Origin of the sequence: Acidithiobacillus ferrivorans, assembly GCF_016250455.1 — a bacterium.
In the GTDB taxonomy this organism is placed as follows: domain Bacteria; phylum Pseudomonadota; class Gammaproteobacteria; order Acidithiobacillales; family Acidithiobacillaceae; genus Acidithiobacillus; species Acidithiobacillus ferrivorans.
In genome coordinates, this window is record NZ_CP059488.1 from 384005 (window position 1) to 400023 (window position 16019).

Genomic DNA, 16019 nt, shown 5'->3' on the forward strand with positions numbered 1-16019 from the left:
AACAGGTCAGACCGCAGGAAAGGGAACCTGGAAGTTCTCTGTCCTAATAAGGACGCTTTAGAGATGAGGACTTTCCTGGCAGATTTCATCAGGGCCAGCAGGCTTAATGTCATGCATCAAAGGCCGGATATAAGACTGCAACCCGACCTCAACATGTCAGACATCGCAATCCTCTTGCACACATGGAGGCATCCATATAAGAGATAAGTACGACCGCAATTTTTGCACTCGGCAGCGGCAACAGAGGTATTACAGCGAAAGAAAAACGGCTTGTCGTGGTACCCGATCACCAGATAGGACTCACAGCAAATTTGGCAGTTAATTGTTCCATGGAACTCGTCTGGGGTGTCTGACTATTCGTTGTTCCATTGAGGCCAAACTTCATGCATCCATTGCTCAAGTCGATACATTGCTATCCAGTAGAGATCTTGGCGGTCGTAGACCAAGCCTCGAATTTTGCACAGCGTTTCCAGCGGCACATCGCGTTCAAGCTTAGCCTTGAGTACGATTTCTGCAAAGAACAAGATAAAAGCCAGCGACTCCGATATTATGGTCTCATCTTCTCCTTTGTGATCGTAACGATAATGTTCAATGCGGTTCCTTCGCTTTTGAATTCGCGCAACGACTTCTTGCGGCTGTTTCGGTAAACCTAATCACAGATTTTCGAGCCGTATAAGCGCCTCTTTGATACCGACTGTCATCGAGTCGGCCGTGATTATTGCGTCGATGTTCCGATAGATAAGAATCGGATTCGTTCTATGCAGTTGCTCCTTCAGGAACATCTCTATTGCGTGAAATAGCGTCAGGATCGCGTGTTTTCTGCTGGAGTAACCGGGCTCCTTCAGGAAGTGCTCAATTCCAATTTGAAGCGAATCAACAGCGTTGGCGTAGATGTCACTCATGAAGGCTCCGATTGAGACGTATAACGCTTGAATTAAGCCGCGCCGAGAAGCAGTGTCGGCTTGAATTAATCGTTATGCATTATCGTTAGTTTTGTGCTGCCCCTTGCTTTTTAGGTAGCTCTGGGTTCATAAAATCCCAATGTGCAGCACTACCTACATAGAAATCTAGCTTTGGAACATAATTCGATGAGTCATTTAAAGTTCCAGCCTTTATACCCAGAATTCCTAGCATATGGCTGAACCGAGCGAACAATTGAGAACCACAATTCGGGCAGAAACCTCTTTTGTGTATATTTCCGCTGTCTGCCTGAGACTCGAAATATTTTACTTCCCCTGAAACAATAACATCTTTTTCAGGGAAAAGCATCGCCGGAATGAATGCACTGCCTGATGATCTTTGACAGTCTTTGCAATGACAATTTCCAGTAAACACTGGTTCAATATCAACTGAATAGCTGATTTCCCCACAAAGACACTGCCCAGAATGCTTTGCATTCATAAAAGACTCCTATCTGATAATGGGTGCATAACGCTAATTCGACTACACTGACAGTGCAGCGTAACATTCCAAACTGTAGTATAATATTCCCATACCACCCCCGGTCACAAATGATTGTTACTGGCCTATATTAGCCGTCCCCAGGCAGCGCGGGAAGGTCTGCTTCCGCTGCAATATAGCCTTTCAGTCCACCTGCCCAGAGTGCGGCAAACTCAACCTGCCGGAGTCGTTACCAGCGGATCCTGGTCGTTACGCCGCATGAACGTCGTATCGTTGAATCTTATTGAGAACTGCCTGCATGGCGTGGCGCGTCACGGCAAGATCGTAATCGATTTGCAGGCCCACCCAGAAACCGTCGCTCATCCCGAAAAACCGGGACAGCCGCAGCCCGGTATCCGGGGTAACGGCCCGCTTTCCCATCACGATCTCCCCGATACGGCGCTGCGGGACGCCGAGTTCCTTGGCTAGACGGTACTGGGTGATACCCATCGGCTTCAGAAAATCTTCCAGCAAGATTTCGCCGGGGTGAATGGGGACAGACCGACCTGCGCGCAAATTCGCCACATCGGAAAAATCCATCTTTTCGATCTCTTCCACACGAATGCTCACGATATACCTCCATCCATACAGTAATAATCCACGATCTCCACGTCCCAGGCGTTGCTGTCGCGCCATACGAAGCAAATCCGCCACTGATCATTGATGCGCATGCTCCATTGGCCGCTCCGATCGACGGAGAGCTTCTCCAGGCGGTTGCCTGGCGGTACGGCCAGATCTTCGATCCGACCGGCGCGATGCATCTGTGCCAGTTTCCGCTGCGCCATCCGCAGCAGTTCCGCTCCAAAGCGGCGCACTTGCTGGCCAGCGAAGACTGCGGCGGTTTGCTTGTCGGCAAAGCTCATGATCATCGATGAATGCTAACGCGATCCGATAGTAGCGTCAAATAACTGTGTCTGTTAGTCCCGCACTTCTCAAGTTTCCCTACTGCATCGCAGGAAACAGCGCCGTCTGATGGCTGGCCCAGACTTATGTCTTGGCATCAGTCCCCATGGATTGGTACCCTGCGGTTGATCCCCGGAGCGAGGCAGGCAAGATTGTGTATAGACTGGACATGATCCTGACTTTCAGATTAATCACCTGCCTCAACTTTGCCATCAGTTCGGACGGTATCCAAGGCCTGCCATAGGCAAGAGCCTGGCCAGTCTGGATACGTGCAAATCATGCCAAGCCATAAGTCGCTTTAACAGGAAAATAAGGAAGCATAAAGATAAACGCTGAAAAATCCAGAAACCATAGCCATCTGCGCCGTGGGCACCGCCTACTCCGGGAAAGCCAAGAACCGCTCTACTCCTTTCCGACTCGTCACTATGCGTTGAAATCAGTATTTATATGGATTCTCTTGGGGCAAATGCGTTCAAGGAAAATCATTATATGTCCCGCGTACGCATAATCTTGCTGACTCTGATAGTACTCTTTGGTATGGCTGGTAATAGTCTGCTGGCAAGAGCTGCCTTGGGAGGACATTTAATTGGTCCGCTTCCATTTACCGCAATTCGGCTAGAGAGTGGCGCGGCGATCTTAATTGTCCTGATGATGGTGACTAAGTCGCGGCCAAGATTGCATCATTTGCTGATGCCAATGATGTTGTTTGTGTATGCGTTGGCATTTGCATATGGCTATGAACAGCTTGGGGCGGCAACGGGGACTCTTTTTTTATTTTTTGCCATCCAGGCGACCATGCTGGCATGGGAGATTCGTGGTGGCTACCGGTTGTCAAAACGGCAGTGGGTTGGCAGCGGAATAACTCTCGTGGGGTTGTGGGTGTTGGTGGGTGGCATCTCGCATCTTCCTAAGCTTTTGGGGATAGGATTGATGATAGGGGCCGGTGTCGCATGGGCTGGATATTCGATACTGGGCAAAAGTTCTATGGATGACTTGGCGACTACAACGGCAAATTTTGTATATTCTGGGCTGGCTGCTATTATTCTATTGGTGATCTATACGGCGATAGAAAGCTGGCATCATGAAGTCATTCATATAAGCCTTGCAGGAATCTATTATTCTATGCTCATTGGTGCAATAACGTCGGCATTGGTTTATGTGCTCTGGTATATTCTAATGAAGGAGCTAAGGGGCGTAACGAGTGCTGTCATACAAATGCTGGTTCCCGTGATTGTCGTCATTAGTGCGGCTCCGTTGCTGGGCGAACAAATAACTGCCCGTCTGATTTTGGCCGCAACTACTATGCTAGCGGGGATACTTTTGGTAACTATATCAAAAATTAATGTTACCAAATGATTTACGGTTTAGAACCGTATTGCCAAATATCGCAACGGCGCACTGAACCGAAAGTACGGCTGGAAAATCGTGCTAATCAGGAACTTTTTTGTCATTGAACAGGCGGCTCTGCTCGTTTTGCATTGGAAGTGCCGGCGTAATCCCATGTGGGTTGCTATTCCTCACGAGTGGACTGCCCTGTGTGTCCACAGCAACAAGCAATTTCTCCTATTCACAATTCTTGACACTTTGCTGCTGGCGTCCGCCGGGGCGGCGCGCTAACTTGTCTCCTACGGAAAGGGCACACCTTTCCCCCTGAGTGACGAGGAGCCGAGTGATGTTAAAATTTAAGCATATGGTATCCGGATTGATGGTTGGAACGATGGCGCTGGCGGCAGTGCCTGCCTTTGCGACAGGTGCTGAGACCCCGCCAGCCATGCAGGGTGGCCCCATGGGGCCGGGCATGATGCAAGGTCATCACTGTCCGGGGGGATGGGAGCATGGCCCCATGCGCAAGGGTGGTTGGATGCGGAATGCACCCGTGCCCATGCTGATGCCCATCGTCTGGCGGCATGCGGTGGACCTCAAGCTGACCCCGGTGCAGGAAACGGATCTGAAAAACTGGCGAAGCCAAATGGAAAAAGCCATGCCGGCCTGGCGTCACGAGATGCTGGTCCACAACACCGCATTGCGTGATGCGTTGCTGAATGGTGACTCGGGCAGTGCCATCGTCCCCTTGCAGGAAGCGGTCCTCAAGGATCATGCCACAATGCTCGAACATGGCATCCAGCAGGTGAATTATCTCCACAAGATCCTGACGCCGGTGCAGTGGCAGAAAGCTACCGCGTTGTATAAAAAAATGGGAACCAAGCGGGGACACTGGGGCAAGTAAATGACGGCGGGTGGCAAAATCCTGCTGGTTGATGATGACTCCCGGCTGCGCACTATGCTGGTGCGTTACCTTGAAGGGCAGGGTTTTGTCGTCCACGCCGCTGCCTCCGGCGTGCAGATGGATCGCCAATTGGAGCGGGAATGCTATGACCTGCTCTTGCTGGACGTTCTCATGCCCGGCGAAGACGGCTTCAGCATCTGTCAGCGCCTGCGGGTGCAGGAACCGCATTTGCCTATCATCATGCTGACTGCCCGAGGTGATCTCCGCGACCGGGTGCAAGGCCTTGATGTCGGTGCCGACGACTATCTTTCCAAGCCTTTTGAGCCGCCGGAGCTGGTTGCCCGTATCCGTGCCGTCCGGCGCCGCAGTCAGGATCTGCGCAGTAGCGATCCAACCCCGGGAGTGCTTATTTTCGGGCCCTTCCGCCTCGCTCTCGACAGCCGCAGTCTGTGGCGGAATGAGGAGAAAATCTCCCTTACCGACAGCGAGTTTTCCATTCTGCACGCGCTGGCCAGTCATCCCTGGCAGCCGCTCTCGCGGGACCGTCTGCTGGCCATGACCCACGGTAACGACGACGCCACACCGGGTTCACGGGGTATTGATGTGTTTATCTCGCGCTTGCGCCGCCTCGTCGAGGACGATCCTGGCGAGCCACGCTATATTCAGACCGTTTGGGGGCGGGGCTATGTGCTGGTACCGGACGGTGGGGGCGCAACGCCCAGGGAAGGAGGCGTTTTACCCGGATGAAAAAATCGCGCCTCTGGCCGGATACCCTGTTTACCCGTATGTTCCTCATCATCGCCGGGTTGCTGCTCCTGAGTCAGCTTGCGGTGTACTGGTTTTTCAATATCTATCAGGCCAACCCGCAGGCCGAGCGTCTGGCGCAGAACTGGGCGCAAATGCTGACCCTGAGTGAAACGCTGAGCCCGGCCCAGCGTCAGGCGACAGAGTCCATGCTGATGCGCCAAGGGCTCCGCATCGTTCCTGCCGGTGCGCTGCGCGGCCACAAACCCCGTATGCCGGTACTGACAAATGCCCTGCAGCTGCTGCACCGCATGGGCTGGCCGCAGGCACAACTACGCATGGACGGCCAGCGCCGGCTGCTCTGGTTGCAAGCCCGGCCCGAGGCAACCCTGGCTCTGGCCATGCCCATGCCTCATTCACCGGGGCTGCCGTTGCCCTGGTTCAAACTGGCGGCCATTTTGCTGCTCTCCTGGCTGGGAGCGTATCTGGCGGTACGTCAAGTCACCCGGCCTCTTACCCGGCTCATGCAGGGGGTGGCACGTTTGCGCGGCGGCGATACGACGGCTGATCTGCCTGAGGCGGGCCCGGCTGATTTGCGGCGCCTGGCCGAGCGCTTCAACCAGACCCTGCGCGATTTGCATCGTCTCTGGAAAGAGCGGGAGATGGTGCTGGTGGGGGTCTCTCATGATCTGCGCACGCCGCTTACCCGCATGCGCCTGAGCGCCGAATTTCTACCGGCCGAGGAGGCGGTCCGTGGTGAAATTATCGCCAATATTCAGGAAATGGATAAGGTTATCCACCAGTTTCTGGATTATGCCCGCAGCGGCGAGCAGGAGCCGCTGGTAGCGACTGACCTGGGTCTCTGGCTTAAAATGTTTATTCTGCGCCAGCAGGCTGGCGTGGTGTGGCACCCCCCTGTGGCGGATCTGCCGAAGCTGCCCATACAGGAAGTGGGTCTGGCCCGCGCCCTGCAAAACCTCATCGACAATGCGCAGTCGCACGGTAGAACACCCATAGACGTCAGTGCAGAAGCCGCGGCGGGCGGCGTACTGATCCGCATCCGCGACCACGGGCCAGGTATTGCGGAGACTGAACTGGAAACCGTGCGTGCGCCTTTTGCACAAGCCGGAAGGGGCGGCGGGGTAGGACTTGGGCTGGCCATCGTCGAACGGATTGTGGCCTACCATCACGGGCGTTTTTCCCTGGCCAATGCCCCAGGTGGCGGCCTGGAGACGCGCATAACCCTGCCGCAGTCACGTTAAATGGATGACTTCAGGACCGGGCAGCGGCTACGGGCGGGCAAAGCTTACGCAGGTTGGCGACTTCGGCGGGACTGAGATCATGCCACTTGATGTTGCCGCACTGTCCGCTGATGGGGCCCTCCAGCGTGCCTTCCTGAGAAATGGTCTTGCCAACGGGAAAATTCGCAACAGACTGCGTAGAGGCCGTGGGGGATGTCAGTTGCACGGCAGCCGCTGCCTCTGCTGGCGCTTTGGCCCGTGCCTTGACCTGCTGATTCTGCCACCAGAAGAACAGTACCGCCGCCACAATCAGCAAAAACAGCAACACGATCAGCCAGCGCCGACTATGCGTTTTTTCGGCTTCGTCCATTCGTTGTACCCCCGTGTGTAAGTGCCTCTTTTAGACTGTAGCAAGAGCCGGAGAGGAATGCCAAAGAGCGGTGGCGGGAAGCGCTGGCGAACAACGCCCCCTTTTCGTTATAGTCGCGGGCAAGACAGGAGGGGTGGGCATGAGTGAAAAAATGTGGGGTGGGCGCTTCGCGGCGGGCACCGATAGTCTGGTCGAGGCATTTACGGCATCTATTCAGGTGGACAGTCGTTTGTATGGGGAAGATATCCGCGGCTCCATGGCGCACGCGCGCATGTTGGGCCGGGTCGGCGTGCTGACGGAGGCGGAGGCGGAAGCCATCGTCACCGGGCTGGCGCAGGTGCGCCAGGAAATTGCCGAGGATCGCCTGCCCTTTGTCGATGCCCTGGAAGACATCCATATGCATGTGGAATCGCGTCTGACCGAGATCATCGGTGACGTCGGCAAGAAGCTCCACACCGGCCGCTCGCGCAATGATCAGGTGGCCACCGACCTGCGCCTCTATACCCGCGGCTGTCTGGATGACCTCATCCAGGCGCTCCAGCATCTGCAAAAGGTGTTTATTGATCTCGCTGAACGCGAAGTCGAAACCATCCTCCCCGGCCTGACCCACATGCAGGTGGCTCAACCGGTCAGCTTCGGCCACCACTGCATGGCCTATGTGGAGATGTTCCACCGCGATACCCAGCGCTTGTTGGATGCGCGGCGGCGGGTGAACGTGCTGCCCTTGGGTGCTGCGGCGCTGGCGGGGACCACCTTCCCCATTGATCGTTGGGATGTGGCGCGTCAGCTCGGCTTTGAGGCCGTCGCCGAAAACAGCCTCGATGCCGTCTCCGACCGCGACTTTGTGATGGAGGTGTTATCGGACCTGGCTATCCTCGCCGTCCACCTCTCGCGCTTATCGGAAGAACTGATCCTGTGGATGTCGGCGCCCTTTGGCTTCATTGATTTGCCCGACAGCTTCTGCACCGGCTCCAGCATTATGCCGCAAAAGAAGAACCCTGATGTCGCGGAAATCATTCGCGGCAAGAGTGGGCGGGTGATTGGCGATCTTGTCGCTATCCTCGTCCTCATGAAGGGTCAACCCCTCGCCTATAACCGCGACAATCAGGAAGACAAAGAAACCTTTTTCGACGCCCTCGACCAGATGCGCGCCAGCGTGGAGATCATGGGCCGGATGCTGCCGGGCCTGCAGACCCGGCCTGCAGTTATGCGCGCGCAGGCAGAACGCGGCTTTGCCACCGCCACGGACCTGGCCGATTATCTGGTGCGCAAGGGGCTGCCTTTCCGTGATGCCCATGCCGTGGTGGGACGGGCGGTACGCCTGGCCCAAGAACGCAACATCGGCCTGGAAGCCTTGCCACTGGCGGATTTGCAGGCCTTGTCACCGCTCATCGGTCGGGAAGTCTATGAGGTGCTGGTGCTGGAAGGCTCCCTGGCGGCGCGTGACCACTTGGGCGGTACGGCACCCCGGCAAGTGCAAGCCGCCATCCGGCGCGCCCGTGAGCGCTTGCAGCGGGAGGCCCTGTGAACCGCGCCCGCGCCATCTTCCTCCTCCTGCTGCTTGGTCTCGCGCTGGGCGGTTGCGGCCGTAAAACGGCCTTGACCCTGCCGCCCGCCCACAGCGTTACACCTGGCGCACCCACGGTTTCTGCCCAGAACCCCACATCCGCTGAGCCCACGGCGCCTGTTCAGAGCCCTGCTGCCCCATGAATACGTTTCACTACCGCAATCACGCCCTTTATGGCGAAGATCTCCCCTTGCAGGAGATCGCGGAGCGCTACGGCACGCCCTGCTACGTCTATTCCGAAGCGGCGCTGCGCGAGCGCTATCACTCCTTCAGCACTGCCCTCGGGGGGAATACCCAGGTCTGTTATGCGGTCAAGGCCAACAGTAATCTCAGCATCCTGCGGCTTTTCGCGGAGATGGGCGCGGGCTTCGATATTGTTTCTGGTGGTGAGCTGGAGCGGGTGCTGCGTGCCGGCGGCGATGCGGGCAAGATCGTTTTTTCCGGCGTGGGTAAGTCCAGCGTCGAAATCCATGCTGCCCTCAACGCCGCTATTTCCTGCCTCAATGTCGAATCCGCCGCCGAACTCTGGCGCATTGCGGACATTGCCGCCGACATGGGCAAGCGTGCGCCCGTCGCCCTGCGGGTCAACCCCGACGTGGACCCCGGCACCCATCGCTACATCGCCACGGGGCTGAAAGAGAGTAAGTTCGGGATCCCCATGGAGCAGGCCCGCGATCTCTACCTGCAGGCCGCGCAACACCCCGCGCTGGAGCTTAAAGGCATTGCCTGTCACATCGGCTCCCAGTTGCTGGACCTGACCCCCCTGGGGGAGGCGGCAGCGCGGGTACGCGCACTATATGATGAACTGGCTGCCGATGGAATTGCCCTCCAGCATCTGGATCTGGGCGGTGGTGTGGGTATTTGCTACCACGACGAAACCCCGCCCAATCCCGCCGATTATGCCTGGACGCTGGAGCAGGCCTTGCAGGGTTTAGAGGTGCGGCGGGTCGTGGAACTGGGCCGGGCGCTGGTGGGTAATGCCGGCGTGCTGCTGACCAGGGTGGAATACCTCAAGGATAACGGCAGCAAGCAATTCTGCGTGGTGGATGCCGCCATGAATGACCTGCTGCGCCCGGCACTTTACGGGGCCTGGCATGACATCCTGCCGCTGCACCAGAGCGCAGAAGCCACGCAGCCCATGGATATCGTCGGCCCAGTCTGTGAGAGCGGCGATTTCCTCGCCAAGGACCGCCCCCTGGCGGCCAAGGCTGGTGACTTGCTCGCCGTCATGAGCGCCGGGGCCTACGGCTTCGCCATGAGCAGCAACTACAATAGCCGCCCCCGCCCCCCCGAAGTGCTCATCGGCGGCCATCAGCACCGCCTCATTCGCCGCCGCGAGCGCCTCGATGAGCAGTGGGCTTTAGAGGAAAATCCAGGCCGCTAGGCCCCCCGATCACTTGCCATCCTTGGTGCCGTGATTCAGGGGTTTCCGCGGGCTTGGCCGGAGGGCGGTGAAATCATGCTGCCCAGGGCAAAAGCCCGGCGCTTCATCATTTGCTGCTGCTTTTGCCCTTGCAGCGAAGGCTCGCCTTGCCTACTCTTGGGCCAGTACCTTTCCGCGTCCGTCCCGCTCTTGCAAGGAGTTTTTCCGTGTCTGCACCCCTGAATACATTATCTGTCTGGCAGGATTTACAGCAACATCGGCAAAGCTGGGAGCAGGTGACCTTGCGTCAACTCTTTCATGACGATCCGCAGCGTGCCCAGCACTTCTCCGCCGAGGCTTGTGGTTTTTATCTGGATTATTCCAAACACCTTATTAACCCGGAGACACTGCGTTTGCTGATGGCCCTGGCGCGGACGCGGCACCTGGAAGAGCGCCGCTCGGCGATGTTCGCGGGCGAACGGATCAACCACACAGAGGGGCGGGCGGCTTTCCATGCGGCCCTGCGCGCGCCCAAAGATCGTGTCATGCGTACGGCGGGGGTGGATGTGGTGCCGGAAGTCCATAAGGTGCTGGAACACATGGCCGCCTTCACCCGATCCATTCATGAGGGCACATGGCGGGGGGCGACCGGCCAGCCTGTTCGCAAGATCGTCAATATTGGCATTGGCGGCTCCTACCTGGGGCCGGAGATGGCCTGGAAGGCGCTGCGCGCCCACCGTCACCCTGGTATGGAACTACGTTTTGTTGCTAACGTGGATGGCGCGACCTTTACCGACATTACGGCGGATCTGGATCCTGCCGAGACCTTGTTCATCATCTCTTCCAAAACCTTCACTACCCTGGAGACCATGACCAACGCCCAGGAAGCACGCCATTGGATTACCTCGGCCTTGGGCGAGGCGGCAGTGGCCAGGCATTTTGTCGCGGTCTCTACCAACACTGAAGCAGTCAAGGCCTTCGGGATGGACACCGAGCACATGTTCGGCTTCTGGGACTGGGTTGGTGGCCGGTATTCCATGGATTCGGCTATCGGCCTGTCTACCATGCTGGGCGTGGGGGTTGAGCATTTCACCGCCTTGCTGGCGGGTTTTCATGCGATGGATACCCACTTTCAAACGGCGCCCCTGGAGCAGAACCTGCCGGTGCTCATGGGTTTGCTGGCGCTTTGGTATAATAACTTCTGGGGTGCGCAGACCCAGGCCATATTGCCCTATGCCCATGATCTGGCGCGTTTCCCGGCTTATCTCCAACAACTGCAGATGGAAAGCAACGGCAAGAGCGTGGACGAAGACGGTCACCCTGTTGCCGTCGATACGGGCGCTATTATCTGGGGCGAGCCCGGCACCGATGGGCAGCATTCGTTCTATCAATTGATTCATCAGGGGACACGTCTGATTCCTTGTGATTTTATCGGTTTTTGTCAACCGCTCAGTCCGTTGGCAAAGCAACATGAGTTGCTGATGGCTAACCTCATCGCGCAGGCCGAGGCGCTGGCTTTTGGCAAGACGGCGGAGGAATTGCGTGCTGAAGGTGTCGCCGAAGCGCAGGTGCCTTTCCGCGTTTTTTCTGGCAATCGACCGAGTAGTGTGTTGCTGGCTGATGCGCTCACGCCGCACACTCTGGGGGCTCTGGTGGCACTTTATGAGCACAGCGTTTTTACCCAGGGCATTATCTGGGGCATTGATTCCTTCGATCAATGGGGCGTGGAACTGGGCAAGGTGTTGGCGCAGCGGATTGTGGCGGATATGCGGGGTACGGCCAGTCATCCCCACGACGCCTCGACGATGGCTTTACTGCAGCGTTATTTGCAACGTAGAGGTGCTGGTCTCTGATTGCTCATGCTGTGCTGGTACGGTGTTTTGCTGCCGTACGCTCCGGCGGATGGAAAAAATGACGCCCACGGGGAACTTTTCCCTGTCGGTGGATTTCCAACAAGGTATTATTAGCCGGATTTTATTAATAAAGAGCCGCCGAAAACGATGAAATCGCCCAAAGTTCTGGCCCTTGTGGCTTTGATTGCATGGGGGAGTGCTAATGCGGCCACCCCGAATTTGCCCGCATTACCAACCCTGCCCCCGCCGCCACCCATGCCGGTACCACAACTGACGGGTATACAAGGTGCCATCCTTCTGGATGTCAACAGCGGTCAAGTGCTCATGGCGGAGCATGCCGAAAAACCCCTCAACCCCTCCGGGCTGGTCAAATTGATGACCGCCTACGTCCTGTATCAGGCCGAAAAACAAAGGATAGTTCAGCCGCAAGCCAATATCCGGGTTGCGGACAGCGCTTGGCATGTGCAGGGTTCGCGGATGTTTATTCAGCCGGGTATGCCGGTGACCATGGCTCAACTGGAAAGCGGTCTGCTCATTGATGGGGGTAATGATGCCGCCATCGCCATCGCCCAGACGGTAGCGGGCAGCGTCGGCGGTTTTGTGGACCTGATGAATCGTGATGCCGGGTTTATGGGCTTGCGGCACACCCACTTTACCAACCCCGATGGCTTGCCCCAGCCCGGTCAGACGAGTACCGCACTGGATATTGCGCGACTCTCGGAGTACTTGATTCGGGCGTATCCTGCGGTGTTGCAGTTGGCTGGAAAAACCGCTTACACCTATAATCATATCACCCAGTACAACTACAACCCCCTCGCTGGTCGGGCGGACATCAACGGCCTGGGTGTCGGTCTGGCGACGAAAGGCAGCTGGAATCTGGATGCCAGCGCGACCCGTGACGGCCGCACCCTGGTGGCGGTCGTCATGGGTGCCCCCTCGCGCAGCGCGGCAGGTAGTGACGCCAGTGCACTGCTCCATTATGGCTGGGATGGCTGGCAGAATGTTCCCTTGTATACGGCCGGGCAGGTGGTGGCGCAAATCCATCACGGAGACTGGAGTCCGGCAGCCGTGCAGGGGGTGACCACCAGCGCGGTGATCGTGTCGGAACCCAAACAGCAACAAGGTACCAAACTGAATACGCAGTTTATTCCTGTCGCCAGTCTTAAAGCGCCCATTCGCGCCGGTGCACCCATTGGTACCCTGTCTGTTAGCTGGCATGGTCATCTCCTGCAGACGGTGCCGGTGGTTGCCAAAACCGCAGTACAGCCTGCAGGATGGTTCACCCGTCTGCTCCATGCGGGGGAATCATGGCTCTGAGGCCCATGTTATTGGGCACGTCCGTGTCTTTGCCGGTCAGGGGCTGACCTGAGCGCGGGATGCGCACTTTTAGGAGAATGATTGTGCTCTGCCTACATGCGGGCACCAGCCCAATACCGTAAGTGGTACCAAAGGTGGTAATTACGGGTTGCGGTATTGAAAGCTAAGCGAATAGCTTGTGGGTAATGCCCGCGACGTGGCGCCCCTGGAAGCGGGCGACCGCCAGTTCGTTGGCACTGGGCTGACGGCTGCCGTCGCCTTTGGCGATGGTTGTCGCCCCATAGGGCGTGCCGCCGCTGATTTCATCCATGTTCATAAGCTCCTGGCAACTATAAGGGACGCCTACTACGATCATGCCCTGATGAAAAAGGAAACTGTGAAAAGATGTAATGGTCGTTTCCTGGCCGCCGTGTTGGGTGGCCGTGCTGGCAAAAACGCTCCCGACTTTGCCCACCAGTTTGCCTTCTTGCCAGAGATTGCCGGTACGGTCGAGAAAATTGCGCATCTGTCCGCTCATGTTGCCGAAGCGGGTCGGCGTGCCAAAGATAATGGCATCATAATCCGCCAGATCATCGGGGTGGGCTTCTGGAGCAGGCTGACCGGTTTTGGCATGCATGGCGGCCAGAGTTTCTGCCGGTATGCTTTCGGGCACCCGCTTGATGTCCGCTGTCACGCCAGAGACTTCCCGGGCACCCTCGGCGATGGTTTGGGCCATGGTTTCGATATGACCCCAGAGGCTGTGATACAGAACCAGTATTTTGCTCATGATGAACTCCTCGCGTCAGTGAACATTGCCTGCCCAGTAAAGACCATTTAGTATGGTTTGTGAAGTAGGTACGGATGAGTAACCATGACTCGAAAAAGCAAACAAGAAATCACCTGCCCCATGGATGCCCTGCTCCGCTTGCTGATGGGGCCATGGACCACGTACATCCTGTGGACCCTGAGGCAGCGCGGCCCGTTGCGTTTTGGGGTGCTTAAACGGGAAGTGGGTGGCATCTCTTCGCGCATGCTGACGGAGCGCTTGCGTACCCTGGAGGAGGCCCAGGTCATCTTTCGGGAGTATTATCCCAGCATTCCTCCGGAAGTGACTTATGGCCTGACCCGGCGTGGACTGGAGTTGCGGGAAGTGCTGGACGCGCTGGATACGCTGGCGCGGCGCTGGAATGCCGAAGACACGGATGGGGAAGTCATACCCCGGGAGCTGTCCCCCGCTATTTAGTACCTACTTTGTCGAGGTTGCCAAAAATTTATGAAGCCATACCTGAGGTGGATCCCATGAATACGCTAAAACCTGTAACCGCTTTGGCGGTCGCCGTGCTGGGCACCGGTGTGCTGGCCACTGTCGCCATGGCCGCACCCGCTGCATCCTCCTCGTATCACTGGTTGACCGGCAATCCCAACGGCACCTACAAAATCGATCCGCAGCATACGGAAGTCCTGTTTACCCTCGGCCATGTGGGTATTGCACCTTTTACCGGCCGCTTCGACAAAATCTCCGGAACTTACACCTTTGACAACAAGGACCCGCAGAAAGACCAGGTCCATATCACCATACCGGCATCCAGTATCGATACGGATTTCGCCCTGCGCGACGAGCACCTGCGCAGCAAGTTGTTCTTTGACGTCAAAAAATATCCGGAGGTCACCTTCGTGAGCACGAAATACCAGCCCACGGGCAAAGAAACCGGCAAGCTGTTCGGCAACCTGACACTGCATGGTGTTACCAAGCCGGTGGTCTTCCAGGTGCACATAGGTGGTGCCGGAAAGGTGGCTTATCTGCCTAAGCCCTGGGGCGGTTACCTCTCGGGTTTTGTAGCCAGTACCACCATCAAGCGGAGTGATTACGGAATGACCGCTTATCTGCCGGAAGGCCTGTCCAACACCATCCACATTAAAGTCGAGGTGGAAGGCACCCGCCAGCCGGGATGAGCAGACCGGGGGCATCGATGCCCCCGCTTCGGGGGGAATGATCGTGCCTGCCTTGGCCAGTATTTTCGTCGTAATAGGCTCTCGACAACCCAATCCATAAAAGTTCAGGTCTTGGTCAGCAGTTCATCGAGCCGTGGCTTTTGATGGGCAAATGTCCCCCACAACGCCTCGCCGGCGATCACTGTGATCGGCGCGACCCGCACACCGTAGCGTGATTTGGCTTCCTCAGCCACGCCGGGAGCGGTCACGTCGCGTTCCTCGTAAGCGACGTGGTGTTCTTCGAGGTAGCGACGCACGGCGGCGCAGTCGGGGCAGCCAGGACTGGTGTAGAGCAGCACAGGATCAGACATGGCGGATCGGCGTGCAGGGCTTCAGCCCCGCACCTCCGCCTTATAGCCCTCTTCCTCAACTACGGTGATCAGTGCGGCGGTGCTCGCCTGACCGTGCACTACGGCTTCTCCTGGCTCCAGCGTGACGTCCGCCTTTGCCACGCCGGGCACGCCTTCCAGTGCCTTCGTTACGGCACGCACGCAGTGCGCACAGGTCATACCGGTGATCTTCAGCCTGGTATCGCTCATGGCTTTTCTCCTGTTGGGAATGAAGTGAAAGGAATCATTCAAAGCGCTCGCATAAAAGTTATTCAAGCACGCACGGCATCAGCCACGTGCTGGAGTTTGTCGCGCACCTCGATGCCGAGCGCGGTGATTTGCGGCTTGTCGACCATGCCGAGTACGGCGGCGGGATCCATGAACACCACGCTCACGCTGCCATCGGCCTCCGTGCGCACCACCACGTTGCAGGGCAGCAGGGCGCCGATATCAGGCTCGGCCGCCAACGCCTGATGTGCGTAGCGCGGGTTGCAAGCCCCGAGAATGACGTAGGGCCGCCCCTCAATACCCAGCTTGGCCTTGAGCGTGGCGGCCACGTCGATGGTGGTGAGCACGCCGAAGCCTTCAACCTTGAGGGCTTCGGTGACCTGCGCCACGGTGGTATCAAAATCGCCCTTGGCGGGTACACTGAAAACGAACTGACTCATAATGTTCTCCTTGATTTGAACAATGG

20 protein-coding genes are annotated in these 16019 nt (G+C 57.3%); 11 read left to right on the top strand and 9 right to left on the bottom strand.

The window, feature by feature from the left end:
- Positions 1-653: 653 nt before the first annotated feature.
- The 4 genes from H2515_RS01915 to H2515_RS01930 form a co-directional block, all read right to left on the bottom strand.
- A complete protein-coding gene (locus H2515_RS01915; RefSeq protein WP_065413185.1) occupies positions 654-902 on the bottom strand; it encodes a hypothetical protein in 249 nt (82 codons plus the stop codon).
- Between the two features lie 85 nt (positions 903-987).
- Positions 988-1401 (bottom strand): GFA family protein, encoded by a 414-nt coding sequence (locus H2515_RS01920; protein WP_198660810.1) that lies wholly within the window; start codon positions 1399-1401, stop codon positions 988-990.
- Between the two features lie 249 nt (positions 1402-1650).
- Positions 1651-2010, bottom strand: a complete 360-nt coding sequence (locus tag H2515_RS01925; RefSeq protein ID WP_035193629.1) for a HigA family addiction module antitoxin — start codon at positions 2008-2010, stop codon at positions 1651-1653.
- Complete coding sequence (locus tag H2515_RS01930) at positions 2007-2309, bottom strand: type II toxin-antitoxin system RelE/ParE family toxin (protein ID WP_065413184.1); 303 nt, start codon at positions 2307-2309, stop codon at positions 2007-2009. The genes H2515_RS01925 and H2515_RS01930 overlap by 4 nt, the downstream gene beginning before the upstream one ends.
- Positions 2310-2832: 523 nt before the next feature.
- Here H2515_RS01930 and H2515_RS01935 point away from each other — a divergent pair.
- From H2515_RS01935 to H2515_RS01950, 4 genes are all read left to right on the top strand, one after another.
- Positions 2833-3699, top strand: coding sequence for a DMT family transporter (locus H2515_RS01935; protein WP_198660811.1), 867 nt, complete (start codon positions 2833-2835; stop codon positions 3697-3699).
- A gap of 316 nt (positions 3700-4015) precedes the next feature.
- Entirely contained in the window at positions 4016-4570 is a 555-nt protein-coding gene (locus tag H2515_RS01940) for a Spy/CpxP family protein refolding chaperone (protein WP_065413182.1), read from the top strand.
- Positions 4571-5317, top strand: coding sequence for a response regulator (locus H2515_RS01945; protein ID WP_198660812.1), 747 nt, complete (start codon positions 4571-4573; stop codon positions 5315-5317). It abuts the gene before it with no gap.
- On the top strand, positions 5314-6576 hold the full coding sequence (locus H2515_RS01950) for an ATP-binding protein (protein ID WP_198660813.1): 1263 nt from the start codon (positions 5314-5316) through the stop codon (positions 6574-6576). The genes H2515_RS01945 and H2515_RS01950 overlap by 4 nt, the downstream gene beginning before the upstream one ends.
- Positions 6577-6586: 10 nt before the next feature.
- Here the strand turns inward: H2515_RS01950 and H2515_RS01955 are convergent, their stop codons facing one another.
- The gene (locus H2515_RS01955; RefSeq protein WP_035193617.1) at positions 6587-6925 is read right to left on the bottom strand and encodes a hypothetical protein; all 339 of its coding nucleotides are present in this window, start codon (positions 6923-6925) and stop codon (positions 6587-6589) included.
- A gap of 139 nt (positions 6926-7064) precedes the next feature.
- Here H2515_RS01955 and argH point away from each other — a divergent pair, with 139 nt between their 5' ends.
- The 5 genes from argH (at position 7065) to H2515_RS01980 (ending at position 13025) form a co-directional block, all read left to right on the top strand.
- Complete coding sequence (gene argH, locus H2515_RS01960) at positions 7065-8453, top strand: argininosuccinate lyase (RefSeq protein WP_071183125.1); 1389 nt, start codon at positions 7065-7067, stop codon at positions 8451-8453.
- Positions 8450-8635 carry an LPS translocon maturation chaperone LptM gene (gene lptM / locus H2515_RS01965; protein ID WP_198660814.1) on the top strand — a complete coding sequence of 62 codons (186 nt, stop codon included), beginning with the start codon at positions 8450-8452 and terminating at the stop codon, positions 8633-8635. The genes argH and lptM overlap by 4 nt, the downstream gene beginning before the upstream one ends.
- The gene (gene lysA / locus H2515_RS01970) at positions 8632-9876 is read left to right on the top strand and encodes a diaminopimelate decarboxylase (RefSeq protein ID WP_198660815.1); all 1245 of its coding nucleotides are present in this window, start codon (positions 8632-8634) and stop codon (positions 9874-9876) included. The genes lptM and lysA overlap by 4 nt, the downstream gene beginning before the upstream one ends.
- A 206-nt stretch (positions 9877-10082) precedes the next feature.
- Positions 10083-11708 (top strand): glucose-6-phosphate isomerase, encoded by a 1626-nt coding sequence (gene pgi, locus H2515_RS01975; RefSeq protein ID WP_065413177.1) that lies wholly within the window; start codon positions 10083-10085, stop codon positions 11706-11708.
- A 147-nt stretch (positions 11709-11855) separates the two neighbouring features.
- The gene (locus H2515_RS01980; RefSeq protein ID WP_198660816.1) at positions 11856-13025 is read left to right on the top strand and encodes a D-alanyl-D-alanine carboxypeptidase family protein; all 1170 of its coding nucleotides are present in this window, start codon (positions 11856-11858) and stop codon (positions 13023-13025) included.
- 163 nt (positions 13026-13188) lie between these two features.
- On the opposite strand, the gene wrbA is transcribed toward H2515_RS01980, so the two are convergent.
- The gene (wrbA, locus tag H2515_RS01985; protein WP_071183127.1) at positions 13189-13791 is read right to left on the bottom strand and encodes an NAD(P)H:quinone oxidoreductase; all 603 of its coding nucleotides are present in this window, start codon (positions 13789-13791) and stop codon (positions 13189-13191) included.
- 84 nt (positions 13792-13875) lie between these two features.
- On the opposite strand from wrbA, the gene H2515_RS01990 reads away from it, so the two are divergent.
- The gene (locus tag H2515_RS01990) at positions 13876-14247 is read left to right on the top strand and encodes a winged helix-turn-helix transcriptional regulator (protein ID WP_198660817.1); all 372 of its coding nucleotides are present in this window, start codon (positions 13876-13878) and stop codon (positions 14245-14247) included.
- 56 nt (positions 14248-14303) lie between these two features.
- On the top strand, positions 14304-14957 hold the full coding sequence (locus tag H2515_RS01995; RefSeq protein ID WP_198660818.1) for a YceI family protein: 654 nt from the start codon (positions 14304-14306) through the stop codon (positions 14955-14957).
- A gap of 104 nt (positions 14958-15061) precedes the next feature.
- On the opposite strand, the gene H2515_RS02000 is transcribed toward H2515_RS01995, so the two are convergent.
- The 3 genes from H2515_RS02000 to H2515_RS02010 all read right to left on the bottom strand — a co-directional run bounded on the left by H2515_RS02000 (position 15062) and on the right by H2515_RS02010 (position 15993).
- Positions 15062-15307 carry a glutaredoxin family protein gene (locus tag H2515_RS02000; protein ID WP_198660819.1) on the bottom strand — a complete coding sequence of 82 codons (246 nt, stop codon included), beginning with the start codon at positions 15305-15307 and terminating at the stop codon, positions 15062-15064.
- A 21-nt stretch (positions 15308-15328) separates the two neighbouring features.
- A complete protein-coding gene (locus H2515_RS02005; protein WP_198660820.1) occupies positions 15329-15535 on the bottom strand; it encodes a CopZ family metallochaperone in 207 nt (68 codons plus the stop codon).
- 62 nt (positions 15536-15597) lie between these two features.
- Complete coding sequence (locus H2515_RS02010) at positions 15598-15993, bottom strand: DUF302 domain-containing protein (RefSeq protein WP_014027733.1); 396 nt, start codon at positions 15991-15993, stop codon at positions 15598-15600.
- Positions 15994-16019 lie beyond the last annotated feature (26 nt).